The organism is Aurantiacibacter zhengii (assembly GCF_003584125.1).
Classification (GTDB): domain Bacteria; phylum Pseudomonadota; class Alphaproteobacteria; order Sphingomonadales; family Sphingomonadaceae; genus Alteraurantiacibacter; species Alteraurantiacibacter zhengii.
In genome coordinates, this window is record NZ_QXFL01000001.1 from 69,075 (window position 1) to 85,187 (window position 16,113).

Sequence of the window (16,113 nt, forward strand, 5' to 3'; positions counted from 1 at the left end):
CCTTGAACTATATCCTGATCATCGTCTTCGCGCCGCTGCTGGCCGCGATTATCGCAGGGCTGGGCGGCAAGTGGCTGGGCCACACCGCTGCCAAGCTCGTGACCACCGCTGGCCTGTTCCTGGCGTGCGGCCTGAGCTGGCCGATCTTCCTGTCGTTCATCGCCGGCACTGCCGAGGCGGGCGTTATCCCGGTAATGACCTGGGTGCAGTCGGGCGCAATGACCTTCGACTGGGCGCTGCGCGTGGATACGCTGACGGCGGTCATGCTGGTAGTGATCACCAGCGTCTCCGCGCTCGTCCACCTCTACAGCTGGGGCTACATGGACGAAGATCCGGACCAGAGCCGGTTCTTCGCCTACCTTTCGCTGTTCACCTTCGCCATGCTGATGCTGGTGACCGCGAACAACCTGGTCCAGATGTTCTTTGGCTGGGAAGGCGTGGGCCTCGCCAGCTACCTGCTGATCGGGTTCTGGTACAAGAAACCCAGCGCCAGCGCCGCTGCTATCAAGGCCTTCGTCGTAAACCGTGTGGGCGACCTTGGTTTCATGCTCGGCATCTTCGGCACTTTCCTCGTGTTCCAGACCACGAGCATCCCCGAAATCCTCGAAGCCGCACCTGCCATGCAGGGCAGCACCATCACCTTCATGGGCGCGCGCTGGGATACGATGACGATCCTGTGTTTGCTGCTGTTCGTGGGCGCGATGGGCAAGTCTGCGCAGCTCGGCCTGCACACCTGGCTGCCGGATGCGATGGAAGGGCCGACGCCGGTTTCCGCGCTGATCCACGCCGCCACCATGGTGACGGCGGGCGTGTTCATGGTCTGCCGCCTTTCACCGATGTTCGAAGCTGCGCCCGCCGCGCTTGCCGTGGTCACGATTGTCGGCGCAGCCACCTGCCTGTTCGCTGCCACCATCGGCACGACGCAGTGGGACATCAAGCGCGTGATCGCCTATTCCACCTGTTCGCAGCTGGGGTACATGTTCTTTGCCGCTGGTGTCGGCGCCTATGGCGCGGCCATGTTCCACCTGTTCACGCACGCCTTTTTCAAGGCGCTGCTGTTCCTTGGTGCCGGCTCGGTGATCCACGCTATGCACCACGAGCAGGACATGCGCTACTACGGCGGCCTGCGGAAGAGCATACCTTTCACCTTCTGGGCGATGATGTTCGGCACGCTCGCGATTACCGGGCTTGGTATCTACGACCTGCATGTCGGCTTTGCCGGGTTCTGGTCGAAGGATGCGATCCTCGAAGTGTCCTATGCCGCAGGCGGACATGGCACAGGCGCCTTCTGGGTGGGTGCCTTTGCCGCGCTGCTCACCAGCTTCTACAGCTGGCGCCTGATGTTCCTCACGTTCTGGGGCAAGCCGCGCTGGATCGAGAGCGAGCATATCCAGCATGCCGTCCACCACGGACATGACGAGCCGCACGAACACAACCCCGCCGCGCAGGAAGACTCCGGCCACGATGTGACGCATGCCGTTCCCGATCCGGCCCACGGTGACGGAACCGGCGGCTATCATCCGCATGAAAGTCCGTGGACGATGCTCGTGCCGTTGGCCGTGCTGTCGCTGGGCGCGATTTTCGCTGGCCAGTTCTTTGCCGGCTCGTTCCTGGAAAGCGCCGATTTCTGGAACGGTTCGATCGCCTACAACACCGAACTGATGCACGCGATGCACGAGGTTCCGAAGTGGGTGAAGTACACTGCGCTTGTCGTGATGCTGATCGGCCTGTTCCTTGCCTGGCTCGCTTATATCCGTCGTACGGACCTGCCGCGCCAGACGACCGAGCAGCTTGGCCCGATCTACAACTTCGTCTTCAACAAGTGGTACTTCGACGAGCTTTACAATCTCATTTTCGTGAAGCCCGCCTTCTGGCTCGGCCGCTTCTTCTGGAAGAAGGGCGACGAGGGCACGATTGACCGCTTCGGCCCCAACGGCATTGCCTGGGTGGTCGAGCGTGGCAGTGGCATCGCGAAGAGCGTCCAGTCCGGTTATCTTACGAGTTACGCCCTGATCATGCTGCTAGGCCTTGTCGCCGCTATCACCTGGGTGCTGTTCTGATGGGCGGCTTCCCTATCCTCTCCGTCATGCTGGCGGTGCCGCTGGTCGGCGCCATTGCCTGCCTGTTCCTGGATGCCAAGCCCGCGCGCATGGTCGCACTGGCGGCGACGCTCATCAACCTCGCACTGGGCGTTGTTCTGTGGGCGAATTACGATATCGGCGGCGCGCAGTGGCAGTTCACCGAATACAGCGAGCTGTTCGATGGCTTCGCCTACGCACTGGGCATCGATGGCATTGCCCTGATGCTCATCATGCTCAGCGTGTTCCTGATGCCGATCTGTATCGGGGCGAGCTGGGAAGCCATCACCAAGCGGGTGGGCGAATACATGGCCGCCTTCCTGCTGATGGAAGTTCTGATGATCGGCGTGTTCGCCGCGCAGGATATCTTCCTGTTCTACATTTTCTTCGAAGCCGGCCTGATCCCGATGTACCTGATCATCGGCGTGTGGGGCGGGCAGAACCGCATCTACGCGGCCTACAAGTTCTTCCTCTACACGCTGCTCGGCTCGGTGCTGATGCTGATCGCGATGCTGTGGATGGTGAACGCTGCGGGCACCACGTACATTCCGTACCTGATGGAATACGACTTCCCGGTGGAGGCGCAGACCTGGCTATGGCTCGCATTCTTCGCCAGCTTCGCGGTGAAGATGCCGATGTGGCCCGTTCACACCTGGTTGCCCGACGCCCACGTTCAGGCTCCCACGGCAGGCTCCGTGATCCTTGCAGGCGTGCTGCTGAAACTGGGCGGATACGGCTTCATCCGTTTCAGCCTGCCGATGTTCCCGGATGCCAGTGCCGATTTCGGTTGGCTGGTCTGGGGCCTGTCGATGGTTGCCGTGGTAGTCACCAGCCTGATCGCGCTGGTGCAGGCCGACATGAAGAAGCTGATTGCTTATTCCTCTGTCGCGCACATGGCCATCGTGACCGTGGGCCTGTTCGCGTTCAACGTGCAAGGCCTTGAGGGCGCCATGATGGTGATGCTGGGCCACGGCCTGGTTTCGGGCGCTCTGTTCCTGTGCGTCGGCATTATCTACGATCGCCTGCATACGCGCGAAATCTCGCGGTACGGCGGGCTCGCGATCAACATGCCCGCCTATGCGGTTCTGTTCATGCTGTTCACGATGGCGGCTGTGGGCTTGCCCGGAACCAGCAACTTCGTGGGCGAGTTCCTCGCGCTGGCCGGTATCTACCAGGCCAACAGCTGGGTTGCCTTCGTATGCACCACCGGCATCATCCTCGGCGCTGCATACATGCTCTACCTCTACCGTCGTATCATCTTCGGTGAGCAGAAGAACGCCGACGCTGCGGCCATGCCCGACCTGACGATTCGCGAGTACCTGCTGCTTGGCCCGATCGCCGCGGCGGTTCTGTGGATGGGTATCTACCCGGAAAGTTTCCTTGCTCCCATGCGTGCCGATATCGAAGTGCTCGACGCCCGCCTTGCCGCTGCCGCGCCCGAAGGCGATGCGCAGCTTTCCATCGGAGAGGGTGCTCCTACCGAAGAAGAGCACGCCGAAGGGGGGGCACACTAATGGAATATTCGACCTCCCTCGCGCTGCTTGCGCCCGAGATCCTCGTATCCGTATCGGGTCTCGTCCTCTTGCTGGTTGCCGCGTGGAGCGGTGACAAGAGTGCCCGCTTCATCTCCATCGCCGCGGCCGTGGTTCTTGGCGGAGCATTCGCGCTTGTTGCGCCCTCGGTCTGCACCGGTGCCGCAGGGCCTGACACGGTGGCGTTCGGCGGACAATTCCGCGCCGACGCCTTCGCCGGTCTGGCCAAGCTGATGATCTTCGCCGCGTCGGGCGCTGCCCTGGTCGTCGCGCCGCGTTTCTTTGGCCGGGCTGGTGCGATGCGGGCCGAGTTCCCGATCCTGGTGCTGTTCGCAGCGCTGGGCATGAGCATCATGGTCTCCGCCGCGGATCTCATCACGCTCTATATCGGTCTGGAGCTCAACTCGCTCTCCGCCTACGTGCTCGCCGCCATCCTGCGCGATGATGAACGCAGCGCCGAAGCCGGCCTCAAGTACTTCGTGCTGGGCGGCCTTGCATCTGGCATCCTGTTGTTCGGCATGAGCCTGACCTACGGCTTTGCCGGAACGACCAACTTTGGCGGGATTGCCATCGCCGTGGCGGATGGTCTTTCAACCGGTCAGCTGTTTGGCCTTACCTTCGTTCTGGCTGGCCTTGCCTTCAAGATCAGCGCCGCGCCGTTCCACATGTGGACGCCCGACGTGTACGAAGGCGCGCCCACGCCGGTAACGATGTTCTTCGCCAGCGCGCCCAAGGTCGCCGCGATTGCCCTTCTGGCCCGCGTTTCACTGGAGGCCTTCGGCAGCCAGTCGCTGGCCTGGCAGCAGATCGTGATCTTTGCCGCGCTGCTGTCGATCGTGATCGGCGCCCTGGGCGCAATCGGCCAGCAGAATGTGAAGCGGCTGCTTGCCTATTCCTCTATCAACAACGTCGGTTTCATTCTGATTGGTCTCGCCACCGGTACGCTGGCGGGTGCGAGCGCGATGATGGTCTATCTCGCGATTTATGTGGTCATGACCATCGGTAGCTTCGTCGCCGTTCTGCTGATGCGCGATGGCAACGGAGACCAGGTTGAGAGCATTTCCGATCTCGCCGGTCTTTCCACCACTCGCCCGGCGCTGGCCTGGTGCCTGATGGCGCTGATGTTCAGCCTTGCGGGTATTCCGCCGCTGTTCGGCTTCTGGGGCAAGTTCGTGGTGTTCCAGGCGGCGGTGGAGGCAGACCTCATCGCACTGGCCGCGATCGGTATCGCTGCCTCGGTTATCGGCGCGTTCTACTACATCAAGATCGTGAAGGTCATGTTCTTCGATGAGGCGGTGAACACGGTTACCGGCAAGAGCGATACGCCGCACTGGGTCCTGCTGGCCATTTGTGCGCTGTTGATCTCGCCGCTCGGCTATCTGCTGATCGGGCCGCTTGGCAACCTGGCGGACATGGCTGCGGCCTCGCTCGCCGTCGCGTTCTGATGTGTCGTCGCGGATAGACTACGTCGCTGAAACCGGCAGCACCAATGCCGACCTTCTGGCGCGCCTCGCAGCGAATGAGCTGGTTCCCGAAGGGTTCTGGCTCGTCACGGACAGGCAGGGCGCGGGGCGAGGACGGCAAGGGCGCAACTGGATAGACGCGCCGGGCAACTTCATGGGCTCCACGGTTGTGCGTCTGCAGGACCGCGATCCGCGGCCCGCAACGCTCAGTTTCGTGGCTGCGCTTGCGGTCTATGAAACGGTGCTTCCCTTTCTGGCGAATCCGGCGAGCCTGATGCTGAAGTGGCCCAACGACGTGCTGCTTGAGGGTGCGAAGTTCTGCGGTCTTCTGCTGGAAGCTGAGCGCGGCCATGTCGTAATCGGTATCGGCGTGAATCTGGCCGCTGCCCCGACAGTCACGGATCGCAAGGTGCGCTCGCTCTCGGATAGCGGTCCCGCCCCCGCGCGGGATGCTTTTGCAGAGGCGCTGGCCGCGCAATTCGCCGTGGAGTTGCAGCGCTGGCGGGAGTATGGGGCTGAGCCTATCACGAACCGCTGGAAAGCCGCCGCCCACCGCCCCGGAACCCCGCTTCAAGTCCACGATGCCGGGGGCACGCAGCTTTCGGGCAAGTACGATGGCCTGACCGAAGATGGCGCGCTACGCTTGCGCCTGCCCGATGGCACCACACATATCGTGCACGCAGGCGATGTAATGCTGGAGGAAAGCTGATGCTGCTCGCAGTCGATGTCGGCAACACCAATGTCGTTTTCGCCCTGTTCGATGGGCAGGACATCCGTGCGCGCTGGCGCATTGCCACCGACGGGCGCCGGACGGGCGATGAATACGCCACCTGGCTGCTCCAACTGCTTTCCATCGAGGGGCTAGACCGCAGCGATGTGACGAGCATCATCTTTGGCTCGGTCGTGCCGAGGGCTGATCACAATCTCACTGTCCTGGCGCAGAAATACTTCGGCATCGAACCGCTTATCGCGGGCCAGGGTAAGGCCGCGTGGAATTTCGAGATCGATGTGGAGCAGCCTCAAACACTCGGGGCGGACCGCGCGCTGAACTGCATTGCTGCTCATGAGCTTGTTGGCGGCGACATGATCGTGGTCGATTTCGGCACGGCAACCAAGTTCGAGGCGGTGGATTACAACGGCGCCTACAAGGGCGGCATCATCGCGCCGGGAATCAACCTTTCTCTGGATGCGCTAGTGGGCAAGACCGCCAAGCTGCCGCGCATCGCCATAGAGGCGCCCAAGACCAGCAGCGTCATCGGTCGCAATACCGAAGATCAGATGCTCATCGGGGTCTTTTGGGGGTATGTGGCCATGATAGAGGGGCTGATAGGGCGGATGAAGGCGCAGATCGGCCGCCCCGTAAAGGTTGTCGCCACGGGCGGCCTCGCCATCCTGTTCGACCAGAAGACTGACATATTCGACGTGATTGACGCCGACCTTACCATACGCGGCCTGCAAATCCTGGCCCAGCGCGCTGGAGCGACATGAAGAAAGATTTTACCCCGCAAGACGAACTGCTTTTTCTGGCCCTCGGGGGATCGGGCGAGATCGGCATGAACGTTAACCTCTACGGCTGCCAGGGCAAGTGGCTGATGGTGGACCTGGGGATGAGCTTCGGCTCCAACGAATATCCCGGCACAGAGCTGATGTTCGCCGACCCTGAGTTCATCGAAGAGCGCGCGAAGGACCTGCTCGGCATCGTCCTGACCCACGCGCACGAGGACCACATTGGCGCGATACCCTATTTCGCCGCCGATCTGGGCGTGCCGCTTTATGCAACGCCGTTCACCGCAGACCTGATCGTGCGTAAGCTGGATGAGGCCGGCCTGACCCGGCAGGTAGAGTTGAACGTGATCGAGGAAGATCATGGCGAGTTCGATCTTGGACCGTTCTCGATTACCTACATCCCGCTGGCTCACTCGATTGCCGAGGGCAATGCGCTGCTTATCGAGACGCCCTACGGTCGCATTTTCCACACCGGGGACTGGAAGCTGGATGACGATCCGCAGATCGGCACCCCTGCGACGGAAGAAGAGCTTACCGCCATCGGCGACGGCGGCGTGCTGGCGCTGGTGTGCGATTCTACCAACGTCTTCAATCCCGTACCTTCGGGCAGCGAAGGCGCGGTCTACACCGGGCTGCTGGAAGAGGTGCAGAAGCACCGCGGAAAACGCGTACTTGTCACCACATTCGCGTCCAATGTCGCCCGCCTCAAGACCCTTGGCGCGGTGGCCCAGCGAACCGGGCGCCAGCTTTGCGTGGCCGGCCGTTCGCTCGACCGCATGATCGAGGTCGGCAAGGCAAATGGATATCTCGACGATTTTCCAGACGTCGTGAACTTCGATACCGCCATGGGGGTGCCCCGCGGCGAAATCATGGTCATTGCCACGGGCGGGCAGGGCGAGCCTCGCGCTGCCTTGTCCAGGATCGCCGATGACAGCCATCCCATCAGCCTAGACGAAGGCGACGTGATCCTCTTCTCGAGCCGGGTAATACCCGGCAACGACATCGCCATCGGCCGCGTTCAGAACCAGCTTGCCGAGCGTGGCATCGTAATGGTGACCGACCGCCAGAGCGAGATCCATGTCTCCGGCCACCCCGGTCGCCCGGAACTGGAGGCGCTTTATGGTTGGCTGCGCCCCGAAATCCTTGTGCCGGTGCATGGCGAGATTCGTCATATGCAGGAACAGGCGCGGCTTGGTCGTGAATCCGGTATTGCCCACAGCATCTACCAGAAGAACGGCGATATCGTGCGCCTCGCGCCCGGCGCACCGGGCAAGATAGCTCAGGTCCGCACCGGACGCCTTGTGCTGGACGGTGACATCATCGTGCCTTCCGACGGGGATGCGGTCACGATGCGCCGCCGTCTTTCACGCGATGGCATGCTGATCGTCGTGCTGGACCAAGCGGGCGGCGTACACGTGGAAGGGATCGGTCTGCCGCTGGACGAGGATTACGACGAGTTCGTCGAGGAGGCGGAGGCCGACGTCACCGCGGCCATCGGCAAGCTTAAAGGGCGTCGCCGCGAAGATCGTGAGGAAGTGCTGGAGGCTGCCCGCCTTGCTGCCCGGCGCGCCGCCCAGCGCTGGTCGGGCAAGAAACCGCAGACGCGCGTGATCATCGCGGGCGAATAGCAATGAAGATCACGTCCATCATCGCGATCTATGCGCTGTTCTGGGTGATGAGCGCATTCCTGCTGCTGCCGTTCGGTGTAAAGACGCATGACGAAGCGGGCCTGGAAAAGATCCCCGGGCAGGCCGACAGCGCACCGGCCAACTTCCGCCCGGGGCGCCTGGCTCTGCGCGCGTCCGTGCTCGCCGCAGTACTCGCCGCGCTTTACATCGCCAACTATACCCAGGGGTGGGTGACCGTGGAGGATATCGATATCCTCGGTCAGTTGAACCCACCGCCGCAATAGCCCGGGGCGCTAGTCCCGCAGCCGGTCGATCGCCTGCGCCAGCGCGACGTAGAGCTTGCCCATATCGCTGGATAGCAGCGTCACCGCCAGGGCATTGCCATCGCGGGTGGAAAGGATGCCACGCAGCATCGCCTCGAAATCGTGGATGTATCGGTTGACGGTTTCGCGGAATTCCGCGTCTTCGGCATAGACGCCGTTGATCTGCCGGGCTTCGTGCTTGTCCAGCAACTTGACCGCCCGGCGCGTGAATATTCCGCGGTCCCCGCGCAGGTAATGGGCCCACTGCGTATCGCCCACATCGTTGTCGAACGCCTTGGCAATGTCGATGGAACTGGAATTCAGGGCCTCAGTAATCAGGGCCATGCGACGTGTGAAATCGCTGTTTGTCTGCTCTTCCGCGCGATCTCGCGCATACTGTACGCGGGCTTCCAGGTTACCAGCCAGTTCGTTGACCTTTGCCAATTGTTCGCGAAGTTCCTGTGCGGTCTTGCGACCGGCATCGTCGGCCCGGGTGGTTGCCTTTTCCAGTTCGGCAATGGTTTCCTCGGCATGGCGGCGCATGGCATCGGCCAGTTGCTCGCGGCTTGCCTCGGCGATCTTTTCCGCGAGGTCGGCTACCGCGTTGGTCTGCTCTCCGCGCAGGTTTTCGAGGACCTCGGCCGAAGCGGCGCTCAACATGTCGATGGCTTCGCGCAGTTCCTTGGACGTACGCTCCGCCAGCTTGTCTGCTTCGCTTCCGACCTTGGCCAACTGGCGCTCCATTTCGCCAAGCTGTTCGACCGAAGCCGTGCCTGTCTGACGTGCCTGGTCGAGTTGCTCGGCAAGGCGACCACCACGGTTTTCGGCCTCTTCGATCAGGCCATGCAATTCTCTCGCCGAGCTGTCGAAGGAAGAAAGGCGACTTTCGGCGTTGGCGACGGCATCTGAAAGCGGACCCTGCGAATGGTGCGTTGTGGAGCGGACGATTTCGAGCAGGCGTACGCTGTCGTCGGTAAGCCGGGTGATGAACGCATTGCTTTCCTCCAGCACTGCGCGGCTTTGCGACAGGCGATCGGACAGTATGTCCGCGGCCTCTGCCACGCGTCCATGCGTATCGTCAGCCGTGGATCCCAGCCGGACCATGTCTGTATCGAGCGAGGAGAGCCTTCCGGCGAGTGCCTCGCCACGCTCTGCCAGCCCGGCGACATGGGCAAGGTGTTCTTCCTGGCGTTCCTGCACACGCTGGTCGAATTCGGCAATGCGCGCCTCCAGCGCGGCCAGCGTCTCCTGCTGGGCTGCAGCATTTGCTTCACGCCGCTGCTCGAAATCCTGCTGGAACGCGTTCATAGCGTCGGCAAGCCCCTGGTCCACCTTGCCAGCTTCGTCGTTCAGGGCGACGAGGCGCATGCGGGCATTCGTCATCGCCGTTTCGTCCAGCTTGATGATACCTTCCAGCACCTGCTTCATCCGGTCTTCCAGAGCCGTAATAGAATCAGACCAGCGCTTGATCGCCGTCGATTGGCCGCCTTCCAGCCCTTCGACGAGCTTCTCACCTTCGACCCGCAATGACGCCAGCCGGTCCCGCATGGAGGCAGTCGCTGCCGCTTCGCGCTCTTGCAAGGCTTCGGCATCGTCTTGAAGCTGCCGGGCGAGTGCTTCGGAACGCGCGGCAATCGCATCGAAAACACGCTCTTCCGAACCGTCGAGTTGTTTCCGGAATTCGTCGGTGCTCGCGCGGAGGCGGTCGAACCGCTGCGCCGTGAGGTCACCAAGGGCGGCAATCTGTTCCTCGAAAGCGGTGAGGGTGGCTTCCACCTTCTCGCCAATTTTCGCGACATGCGCTTCGCCGGTGTGGTGCAGGTCGTTCAACCGCTCGAAGGAGGCGAGCAGGCCATCGACCTGTTGTTGAGCCGAATTGCCGGCATTGCCGACCTGGTTGTTCATGTCCCGCGCGGCATTGGTGAGGACGGGCAACTGGTCGCGCAGCCTTTCCATGTTGGCGACCGCGGAATCGCTGACGTGACCGATGTTGTCGATCTGCGTGGAATTGTCGCGGATCAGGCCCTGCAGGTGATCGGCATTGGTAGACAGTCGCTCCGCTGCGACACGGCCCAGGCTCTCCAGGTCTCGCGACTGGGACTCGATGAAATCTCGTGCGAGGGCCAGCTCGCGGTTCACCACGAGCAGGCGGCTTTCAAGACGAGCGGATTCCTCGGAAAGGGCGCGCGCAGCATCGGTGAAGCGGTTCGCTTCCCGCCGACTGTTGCGCATTGCGATGATGTAAAGCGCGCTCAGCAATACGAGCGGCACCGACCATTGCACGATCCAGTCGATCCACTGGGCCGGGGTGGCGCCAGAGATCATTTCCCGCTGGTGGACCCAGCCGAAGAACGCCGTCCAGCCGAGCGCCGCCATTATGACGACGGCGGGGACGATCCACGTCGCCTTCGCCCGTGTCGGTTCTTCTTCCCAATACTGCTCCTCGTAAACCTCCTGATCGGAGGTGTCATAGGTATCGGCAACGTGGGTGTCGTCGGGCACATCGCGAGCAGAATCGTCCTGCTCCGAAACAAGATTGTGTCTGCGGGTCATGCCTCGTCCTTAACACACAGTAAAAGCCTTGGGACCACCGCAAATGGTTAAAACCCACCGGGCAGCGCAGCCAGCGTGCGTTTTATCGGGGAGGGGGTCGCGCCATCTTGGCATCGTGCGATGCGCGGCCTAGCTAGGCGCCATGCCAGACAGCAAAGTCCACCTATGCGCGCAGCGCTGATTGCCATTCCGCATCCAGGCGAAGGCATAATGCCGGCTATTGCAGGTAAGTCTGTCGCGCATCGGCAGCTGCTGTTCGCGCGCGAGGTTGGGTGCGAAAGCGTCATCGCGTTCGGCAGCGGGGCTTCGCCCGACGGGATCGACCTGCGCCACGCGGCAGAGCGCGTAGGCGTGAAATTCAGTGTGATTTCCACCGCCCATGCCTTACCCGGCATCATCCGCGAAGATGACAGCCTGTTGGTACTGACCCCCGGTCTCCTGCCCGAATCGCGCGTCGCTCTGGACCTCCTGCGCGCCGAGGGCGATCGGATACTCGTCGTGTCTGCCGGACCGGGTGCCAGGGCAGGTTTCGAAAGGATCGATCTCGATCGCGCATGGGCTGGGGCCATGACAATTCCGGGACACCTGCTAGGCGGCCTTGCAGGTCTGCCCGAAGACGTAGCGCCGCACGGTGCGCTGCTGCGAATCGCGCTTCAGCAGCGCCTGCCGGAAGCTCGCCTGGCCGATTCGTCACTGGACGACGGTCGATGGATACAGGTTTCCTCCCGCGAGGTTGCCGAAAGCCGAACGGCAGAGTGGCTGCACAACCAGCTGGGCGGGGAGGTGGCAGGGGCGCCGTCTCGCTGGCTCGCGCGCAAATTCATTACCGGCGCGGGCAGCAAACTCGCACAAATGCGCCACGCGCGGGCTGCGGCACTCACACTGGCGCTCTGCCTGATGGGGGCGAGCATGGCAGCAGGGATCTACGAGCGTCCTGCTTTCGGCTTCGCGCTCGCAGCCCTGAGCGTCCCGGTGCTGGAACTGTTCCTCGCGATTTCGAGGCTGGGCGTGGCACCCTTCGGAGAGTTGCGACGGTGGCCGTGGATATGTTTCGCCGTCGATGCCACCCTGTTCGTGCTCGGCGTGCTGGCGATCGACAGCTTGCCTTACCGGGCGATTTTTCCGCCTGCGGTGCTCGCCTTCGGGCTTCTCCTGCTCGACAAGCGCGTCCTGCCTCGATGGCTGTTACCCCTGAAAGACCGGATGGTGATCGGCGGATTCTTGGCAATCCTGGCCGCAATCGCGAAGCCGGAACTCGGCATCATGCTGGCGGGACTGCTGGTGCTGGCCGCCAATACCATTTCGCCACGCAGATAACGCGGGTTTAACCAAGCTGCGCTATGCCGAAACCCATGAACGATACAGCAACAGCCGGGCCGTCCGCCGAGTCCGTCGAGGACATGCTGCGCGGTGAACTGGCGCAGGGTGATGTCATCCTGTCCACCGCCCGGCCGATCCTGCGCCATCTGCTGGCGAATGACGACCACGCGCTGTTCAGCGACGAGGTGATCGCCAAGATTCGCGGGATGATGGTCCATCTTTCCCGGCAGATGCTGTTCGAGCTGGCGGCGGAGCTGGCCTTCCCCGACAGGGACGAGTTCGTCGATGGCAGGCAGGACGAACTTGCCACGCTGTTGCTGGAGGATACCGCCTTCCTCGGCCACGCCCATGCCCTGACGATCGAGGCCCAGCTGGCCGAACGGCTGCACGGACGCAGCGGCATCGACCCTGTTCTCTCTCCGCTAATGCAGGAATTGGCAGCTTCTTCGGACCAGGCGCTGGCCGCTGCTGCCATGCACGTCCTCGCCGCACAGGCGCGTTTCATGCAAAAGCAGCGCCGCATGGAATTGCCGCTGGCGGAATTGCCGGCAGAATTATTCCACACAGCCACCAAGCTGCTCAAGACATCGCAGGACGACCACGCCGATGCAGCCAAGGCGGTGTGCAACCGGCTGCGCAAGAATTTCGACGAAAGCGAGCGCCGGATCGGGCAGATGACGCGCCTGGTCATGGCAATGAACCAGACTGCCCGGCGCGCGCTCAGCGTCGATCACGCAGGGCTGTCGCTGTTCTCTACCGCCTTGTCGATGGCGTGCGAGCAGGAGCGCGACATCGTCGTTCTCTCGCTGGGCGAGAACCAGTGTGCGCGGCTCGCCATATCGCTACGGGCTGCGGGATTGAACCAGAGTGCGGTGGAGGAGCAGTTCCTCTACCTTCATCCCGAAATCACGCTGCCCAACGGTTTCGATGCCCTGCGCGCCGACCGGGCAGCAGAGTTGCTGGGCGCGGCAGCGCCGGGAACGGCGCACTGAGGCCGTGGCCTCTCCTTCGCCCATAATCGCGCGCGGACGTACGGACGCGCAGGATCGCCTTGTCGAGGCGGAGGAGCCGCTCGCGGGATTTCACCTGCGTGCAGGAGGCGAATTCCCCGGTGCGCTGGTCACGCCTGCGCTGATCGAACTGGTGCGCAAGGCGCGCGTTTACGGCCTGCGACTGGCCCGTGTCATCCGCGCACAGGACGAAAGCGAGCAGGTGACAGCCTGGGTCGAGGTAAAGCCGGAAGGTGAGGGCGCATCTATCGTCATCGCGGACTGGCAGGCAGAGCCGTTGCGCCCCCTCTCGCAAGCCGCAGGCACAAGCGATAAGCTTGCTCTTGTCCGGCATGTCGCAGGCCTCAGCGCAAGGCTGGGACCGTCGCAGGAACTGCTCAGCGTCGATAGCGATGCGCATGACCTCTCAGACCTGGCTGCGCAGATGCGCGAGGGTATCGGTGAGACCTGGACCAGGTTCGTCTCACCGAGCGGTGGAACGCATCACAAGCCGTTGCACTGGCGCTTGCTGGACGGCGCATCGGTCGACATTCCCGGTTCCGAACGGCGGTGGAATGTCCACCTGGTACCCCTTGGCAAGCCGCAGCCGGGTAGTGCGGGGTTCGAACTCTATCTCGCGCCCCAACGGGCCGAGCCGGAGAAGCCGAAAAGGCCGGAGCGCGATCCGGAACGCACCAGCGGCATAGGACGGGATATTGCCCCGGTCCTGCGCCAGCCGGTCAGCCGGATCATCGCCAATGCCGAAACGATCCGTACGCAGCTGGCCGGGCCGCTGGCCGAGGAATACAGCAACTACGCGGCGGATATCGCCTCGGCAGGGGAGCACCTGCTCGCACTGATCGACGATCTCACCACGCTGGAACTGGTCGAGGACGAACAGTTCGAGACCGCGCCGGACACAATCGATCTGGCCGACGTGGCTCAGCGTGCGGTGGGAATTCTGGGGGTGCGCGCCGCGGAACGTGGCATCACGCTCGACGCGCCAAAGTCAGCCGACAGCGTGCCCGCGATCGGCGAATTTCGCCGTGTTCTCCAAGTGCTGCTCAACCTTGTGGGGAATGCCATTCGCCATTCGCCCGAGGGCGGCGAAATCTGGATCCGGACCGAACAGCAAGGTGAACGGGCGCGCATCACCGTGGCCGATCAGGGTGAAGGGCTGGACGAAAACGAACAGGCCAAGGTCTTTGCAAAGTTCGAGCGGCTCGGTCGCAGCGGCGATGGCGGTTCGGGCCTCGGCCTTTATATCTCTCGCCGTCTGGCCCAGGCCATGGGCGGTTCGCTGACGGTGGAATCGGCGAAGGGGCAGGGCGCGCGGTTCATCCTGGAGCTTCCCAGCTTCGAGGAGCGCCGCAAGGAGCCGCGCTGACAGCCGGCGCATACGAAAATGCCCGGCCTTTCGACCGGGCATCCCGTGAATACACTGTGATGGCGATCAGCGCTCGCCGATCGGAACGTAATCGCGCTGCGTCGGCCCGGTGTAGAGCTGGCGCGGGCGACCGATGACCTGGCCGGGATCGGAGATCATCTCGTTCCACTGCGCAACCCAGCCCACGGTGCGGGCAAGAGCGAACAGGGCGGTGAACATGGTCGTCGGGAAGCCGATGGCCGACAGGATCACACCGGAGTAGAAATCCACGTTGGGGAACAGCTTCTTCTCGATGAAGTAATCGTCGTTCAGCGCCATTTCTTCCAGCTGCAGGGCAGTTTCGAAGACGGGATCGGTAACCTTCAGCGCGTCGAACACTTCGCGCACGGTCTTCTGCATCACCGTGGCGCGCGGATCGTAGTTCTTGTACACGCGGTGGCCAAAACCCATCAGGCGGAACGGATCGTTCTTGTCCTTCGCCCGCTCAAGGTAGTGCGGAATGCGATCGGGCGTGCCGATCTCGCGCAGCATATTCAGCGCAGCTTCGTTCGCGCCGCCGTGTGCCGGGCCCCAGAGGCAGGCGATGCCGGCAGACATGCAGGCGAACGGGTTGGCGCCCGACGAACCGGCGAGCCGCACGGTGGAGGTCGAGGCGTTCTGTTCGTGGTCTGCGTGCAGGATGAAGATGCGATCCATGGCCTTTTCGACCGCCGGGATCACTTCGTATTCTTCAGCCGGAACGCCAAAGGTCATGCGCAGGAAATTGCCCGTGTAGCTGAGCGAGTTCTGCGGCTGCATGAAGGGCTGCCCTACCGCATACTTGTAGGCCCAGGCCGCAATCGTCGGCATCTTCGCAATCAACCGGTGGCTGGAAATCTTGCGATGTTCCGGATCGGAGATGTCGGTGCTGTCGTGATAGAACGCCGACAGCGCGCCCACCACGCCGCACATGATCGCCATGGGGTGCGCATCGCGGCGGAAACCCTGGTAGAACTGCCGCATCTGGTCGTGCAGCATGGTGTGATAGGTGATCGTGTTGGTGAAGTCGGCGTATTCATCCTGGCTGGGCAGTTCGCCGTTCAGCAGCAGGTAGGCCACTTCCATGAAGCTGGACTGTTCGGCCAGCTGGCCGATCGGATAGCCACGGTGCAGCAGGACGCCCTCATCACCGTCGATGAAAGTCAGCGCGCTCTCGCACGATGCCGTGGACTTGTAGCCGGGATCGAATGTGAACCGTCCGGTCTTGGCGTAGAGCTTGCGGATATCGATGACATCCGGGCCGCAGCTGCCTTCCAGGGTAGGGAAATCGAAGCTTTCGCCTGCTACCGTCAAATCCGCCTGCTTGTCAGCCAAAG

12 protein-coding genes are annotated in these 16,113 nt (G+C 62.7%); 10 read left to right on the forward strand and 2 right to left on the reverse strand.

Annotated features, from left to right (window positions below; genetic code table 11):
- Positions 1 to 2 precede the first annotated feature (2 nt).
- The 7 genes from nuoL to D2V07_RS00365 are packed head-to-tail and all read left to right on the forward strand — an operon-like array spanning position 3 to position 8,491.
- A complete protein-coding gene (gene nuoL / locus D2V07_RS00335; protein WP_119584040.1) occupies positions 3 to 2,060 on the forward strand; it encodes an NADH-quinone oxidoreductase subunit L in 2,058 nt (685 codons plus the stop codon).
- Complete coding sequence (locus D2V07_RS00340) at positions 2,060 to 3,592, forward strand: NADH-quinone oxidoreductase subunit M (RefSeq protein WP_119584041.1); 1,533 nt, start codon at positions 2,060 to 2,062, stop codon at positions 3,590 to 3,592. The genes nuoL and D2V07_RS00340 overlap by 1 nt, the downstream gene beginning before the upstream one ends.
- A complete protein-coding gene (gene nuoN, locus D2V07_RS00345; RefSeq protein WP_119584042.1) occupies positions 3,592 to 5,055 on the forward strand; it encodes an NADH-quinone oxidoreductase subunit NuoN in 1,464 nt (487 codons plus the stop codon). The genes D2V07_RS00340 and nuoN overlap by 1 nt, the downstream gene beginning before the upstream one ends.
- Position 5,056: 1 nt before the next feature.
- Entirely contained in the window at positions 5,057 to 5,782 is a 726-nt protein-coding gene (locus D2V07_RS00350; protein WP_233548181.1) for a biotin--[acetyl-CoA-carboxylase] ligase, read from the forward strand.
- Entirely contained in the window at positions 5,782 to 6,561 is a 780-nt protein-coding gene (locus D2V07_RS00355; protein ID WP_119584043.1) for a type III pantothenate kinase, read from the forward strand. Before D2V07_RS00350 ends, D2V07_RS00355 begins: the two co-directional genes overlap by 1 nt.
- The gene (locus tag D2V07_RS00360) at positions 6,558 to 8,207 is read left to right on the forward strand and encodes a ribonuclease J (RefSeq protein ID WP_119584044.1); all 1,650 of its coding nucleotides are present in this window, start codon (positions 6,558 to 6,560) and stop codon (positions 8,205 to 8,207) included. Before D2V07_RS00355 ends, D2V07_RS00360 begins: the two co-directional genes overlap by 4 nt.
- A 2-nt stretch (positions 8,208 to 8,209) precedes the next feature.
- Positions 8,210 to 8,491 carry a DUF1467 family protein gene (locus D2V07_RS00365; RefSeq protein WP_119584045.1) on the forward strand — a complete coding sequence of 94 codons (282 nt, stop codon included), beginning with the start codon at positions 8,210 to 8,212 and terminating at the stop codon, positions 8,489 to 8,491.
- 9 nt (positions 8,492 to 8,500) lie between these two features.
- On the opposite strand, the gene D2V07_RS00370 is transcribed toward D2V07_RS00365, so the two are convergent.
- A complete protein-coding gene (locus D2V07_RS00370; RefSeq protein ID WP_119584046.1) occupies positions 8,501 to 11,062 on the reverse strand; it encodes a coiled-coil domain-containing protein in 2,562 nt (853 codons plus the stop codon).
- A gap of 210 nt (positions 11,063 to 11,272) precedes the next feature.
- Between D2V07_RS00370 and D2V07_RS00375 the strand changes: the two genes are divergently transcribed.
- From D2V07_RS00375 to D2V07_RS00385, 3 genes are read left to right on the forward strand one after another with little or no spacing between them, the layout of a single operon-like run.
- Positions 11,273 to 12,379, forward strand: a complete 1,107-nt coding sequence (locus tag D2V07_RS00375) for a hypothetical protein (protein WP_147366871.1) — start codon at positions 11,273 to 11,275, stop codon at positions 12,377 to 12,379.
- A gap of 35 nt (positions 12,380 to 12,414) precedes the next feature.
- The gene (locus D2V07_RS00380; protein ID WP_119584048.1) at positions 12,415 to 13,374 is read left to right on the forward strand and encodes a hypothetical protein; all 960 of its coding nucleotides are present in this window, start codon (positions 12,415 to 12,417) and stop codon (positions 13,372 to 13,374) included.
- 4 nt (positions 13,375 to 13,378) lie between these two features.
- On the forward strand, positions 13,379 to 14,758 hold the full coding sequence (locus D2V07_RS00385) for a sensor histidine kinase (RefSeq protein ID WP_233548182.1): 1,380 nt from the start codon (positions 13,379 to 13,381) through the stop codon (positions 14,756 to 14,758).
- A 66-nt stretch (positions 14,759 to 14,824) separates the two neighbouring features.
- Here D2V07_RS00385 and D2V07_RS00390 read toward each other — a convergent pair whose 3' ends face one another.
- The gene (locus D2V07_RS00390; protein ID WP_119584050.1) at positions 14,825 to 16,111 is read right to left on the reverse strand and encodes a citrate synthase; all 1,287 of its coding nucleotides are present in this window, start codon (positions 16,109 to 16,111) and stop codon (positions 14,825 to 14,827) included.
- Positions 16,112 to 16,113: the final 2 nt, after the last annotated feature.